3 protein-coding genes and 1 pseudogene are annotated in these 3,656 nt (G+C 40.5%); 2 read left to right on the top strand and 2 right to left on the bottom strand.

Features of this window, described 5'->3' with window-relative positions:
* Together FC65_RS11910 and FC65_RS09520 are read right to left on the bottom strand one after the other, a co-directional pair.
* Window positions 1-169, bottom strand: a pseudogene (locus tag FC65_RS11910) (DNA repair protein RadA); the annotation flags it as partial.
* Between the two features lie 266 nt (window positions 170-435).
* Entirely contained in the window at window positions 436-972 is a 537-nt protein-coding gene (locus tag FC65_RS09520) for a dCTP deaminase/dUTPase family protein (protein ID WP_056972493.1), read from the bottom strand.
* A 213-nt stretch (window positions 973-1,185) separates the two neighbouring features.
* On the opposite strand from FC65_RS09520, the gene rpiA reads away from it, so the two are divergent.
* The gene (gene rpiA, locus FC65_RS09515) at window positions 1,186-1,875 is read left to right on the top strand and encodes a ribose-5-phosphate isomerase RpiA (RefSeq protein ID WP_010496786.1); all 690 of its coding nucleotides are present in this window, start codon (window positions 1,186-1,188) and stop codon (window positions 1,873-1,875) included.
* 219 nt (window positions 1,876-2,094) lie between these two features.
* Window positions 2,095-3,429 carry a C1 family peptidase gene (locus FC65_RS09510; protein ID WP_056972492.1) on the top strand — a complete coding sequence of 445 codons (1,335 nt, stop codon included), beginning with the start codon at window positions 2,095-2,097 and terminating at the stop codon, window positions 3,427-3,429.
* Window positions 3,430-3,656 lie beyond the last annotated feature (227 nt).

The raw sequence follows: 3,656 nt of genomic DNA, 5'->3' as shown, positions 1-3,656 counted from the left end.
TGGAAGTCGCTGTTCCGCCGGAAAATGAAGAAACAGACGCTTTAGGTTCTTTTCTTTCAACTTCTTCAACTAATGTATTCCACTGACCGCAATTCGGACATCTGCCCAAGTAGCGCGGTGAAGAATACCCGCAGTTCTGGCAGACATATTTGATTTTTGCTTTTGCCAATTGGCTGCCCCTTTTCTTTCTAAATAGATGGATCACTACATCAGCTTGCAACAAATGTAGTATCTTGTGCAAATTATAGCCGTTTCAGCGTTCAAGCCCAAGTTTTACGTCGTTATTCAATCAAAAACAACAGCGCGTTTTCGGCGCTATAAATGTTTCAAAACATGACACACTTTTCAAATGAATTTGTTGACCTGATCAACGAGCCGCTCTTCTCGAACTGCCAGCGTAAAATGTGCTTATTATTCTTTCAAAAAAAATTAGCCTTATCTGCCGGAAGAACCAAAACCGCCTGTCCGCTTGGTTTGCGGTCTTTCTTCACCATCAGCTGTTAAATATGGCATAAAGATCCCCTGGCCGAGTTTTTCACCTTGCTTGATCGTTTGATCAAAGAGAGAAAAGTTCAAAAGTTGAAAGAAAATTTCTCCTTCGTTGCTATCGTTATTATAATAATCAGCATCGATGATACCCACACCATTGGGTAAGACCAAGCCGCGTTTCAATGGCGCACTGGAACGATCAGCCAGTAATAAATATTCATCGTCACCCATATAGGCTTTGATACCCGTTGGCACTAAGTACGGTTTTAATATTTTTTGAGCATTTGCCATTTCATCCTCATTGATCGTTTGGCCTTTTCTAAGCGCAGCGAGAACTTTAATGAAGTTTTTCTTCCAAATACTTGGTAACACAAAATCTTTCGCAGCAAAAAAATCGTAGCCTGCAGCATTTTGTGTTGCTCTTTGTGGTAATTTTATGTCCTGTGCAGCATAACTGCTAACTTTTTCGAATCCTCTTTTCACTTTCGACCCTCATTTTCACATAAATTTTCATATATTTTAATGATAACATATTTCAATATCCGATTGACCCATTAGAACTTTTTTTTAATTAAATAAACCTTATGCTATAATATAGGAACTTAAAGAAATCAAGTTTAACAAATTTTTCCGCCGTTTACCGAAAAAAAACTTTGTTTAAACTTAAGGAAAATCACGAGGAGGAGACAGCTCGTCATGAAGCAAGATGAATTAAAGAAACTGGTTGGTGAAAAGTCCGTTGAATGGATCAAAGACGGTATGACAGTTGGTTTAGGGACCGGTTCGACCGTAAAATTTATGGTCGATGCCCTCGGACGTCGCGTCAAAACTGAAGGATTGAATATTACTGGAGTCACCACTTCCAAAGCCACTGCCAAACAAGCCGAAGATCTCGGGATCACTATCAAATCAGTTGATGCCGTTGACCATATCGACTTGACCATCGATGGTGCCGATGAGATCAGCGATGATTTTCAAGGTATCAAGGGTGGCGGTGCAGCCCTATTGTTTGAGAAAATCGTTGCAACTAACTCCGACAAGGTCATGTGGATCGTGGATGAAAGCAAGATGGTCAAAAACTTAGGTGCTTTCCCACTGCCGGTTGAGGTCATTCCTTACGGAAGTCAAAAAGTCTTCGAACGTTTTGAAAAGAAGGGTTACCAACCAACATTCCGCAAGAGTGCAGATGGTAACAGCCTACTCTTAACTGACTCAGAAAACTATATCATTGACCTGCACCTCCATGATATCTTGGATCCAGAAACCTTAGCTGCGGATTTGATCAAAGAAGTTGGTGTTGTTGAGCACGGCTTGTTCTTGAACATGGTCAACACCGTGATCGTTGGCCGCTCCGATGGTCCAGAAGTTTTAGATGCCCACCGTTAAATTAAAATATTTCCATATGATAAGAGAGACTGGTCAGCCTCTCTTATTTTTATTGAGAAAACTGCCGGCCTGTGCAAATTTCTCCAGGTGCCTTGCTGGCTACCATTGCTTTGAACCATCTGCTTATGTTTTGTAAAATATGTCTGAGCAAATTATATTTACTATTATTAAAAAATGACGTAATATATGAGTAGACTGTTAAAGGAGAGTGACTTTTTAATGACCAAAGCTATTACTGCTGATCAATTAAAAAATTATCAACAAGATCTTGATAAACATGAAGGCGCACAAGTTGCCGAACGTGCTGTAACGAAAAATGGTATCTTAGCTACAAGTATCGACTATCGTTCAAAAATCAATATGAATCCTGTTTTCTCAATTGATTTAGACACCGGTGAAGTAGCTAACCAAAAACAATCTGGCCGTTGCTGGATGTTTGCTGCATTGAACACGATGCGTCATGACATTCACAATAACTTCAAAGTTGCCGATGACTTCGAATTATCCCAAAGCTACACTTATTTCTGGGACAAACTTGAAAAAGCAAACTATTTCTATGAAAATGTTTTGAAAACGGCAGACCTTCCAACTAGCGACCGTAAAGTCAGCTGGTTGATGACAACGCCGCAACAAGATGGCGGCCAATGGGATATGGTCATCGCTTTGATTCAAAAATACGGTGTCGTTCCTCAATCAGTAATGCCTGAAACCAAGAGTTCATCAGCTTCTGGCGAATTCAACAGCACATTGAATCTTAAATTACGTAAAGATGCCGTTGAATTACGCGAATTAGTCGCAAGCAAGGCTAGCGATGAAGACATTCAAGCACGCAAAGACAAGATGTTGAATGAAGTTTACCGTATGTGTGCATACAGTTTCGGTGAACCAACACAAACATTTGACTTCGAATACCGTGACAAGGATAACAACTATCACATCGACCAAAACATCACACCAAAGGAATTCTTTGATAAGTATGTTGGCTGGAACTTGGATGACTACGTTTCGATCATCAACGGACCAACTGATGACAAACCATACAACCATATGTACACAGTTGAAATGCTGGGCAATGTCGTTGATGGCCGTCAGGTTCGCCATTTAAACGTTGACATGAACACCTTCCGCGATGTTGCTGTTAAACAATTAAAATCCGGCGAAAGTGTTTGGTTCGGCTGTGACGTTGGCCAATCATCTGACCGTCAGCAAGGTATCATGGATACTGAACTTTACAGCAACGATGAATTATTCGACATTGACTTTTCAATGTCTAAGGCAGAGCGTTTGGATTATGGCGAAAGCTTAATGACTCACGCTATGGTCTTGACTGGTGTTGATTTGGTAAATGATCAACCAACGAAGTGGAAAGTTGAAAACTCCTGGGGTAACAAAGTCGGAACAAAAGGTTTCTTCGTAATGAGTGACAGCTGGATGGACGAATACTGCTACCAAGTTGTTGTTAACAAGAAGTTCTTGCCAGCAGAATTGCAAGCAGCTTTGAAAGAAGAACCTAAAGTTCTTGCACCATGGGATCCAATGGGTTCATTAGCTTAATTTAATAGGATATTTGAAACACCACGTGTTGCTTGTAGTAGTATGTGGTGTTTTTTGTTTGTCTTTATCTTTCTGCTGACAAAACGGGCTGTCTCTCGTTTTGTTGTTGCCGCTTTTACAGTCTCTTGCAGCATTTGCGGTTATTACTGCGCTGGAGTTTGCGTCACATTTCCACTTATGACGCTTACTTTACCAGAGTTTGCGTTACATTCTCACTTGTATGACTT

The organism is Ligilactobacillus acidipiscis DSM 15836, from assembly GCF_001435755.1.
Taxonomy (GTDB): Bacteria; Bacillota; Bacilli; order Lactobacillales; family Lactobacillaceae; genus Ligilactobacillus; species Ligilactobacillus acidipiscis.
This window is presented reverse-complemented; position numbering and strand designations above follow the sequence as displayed.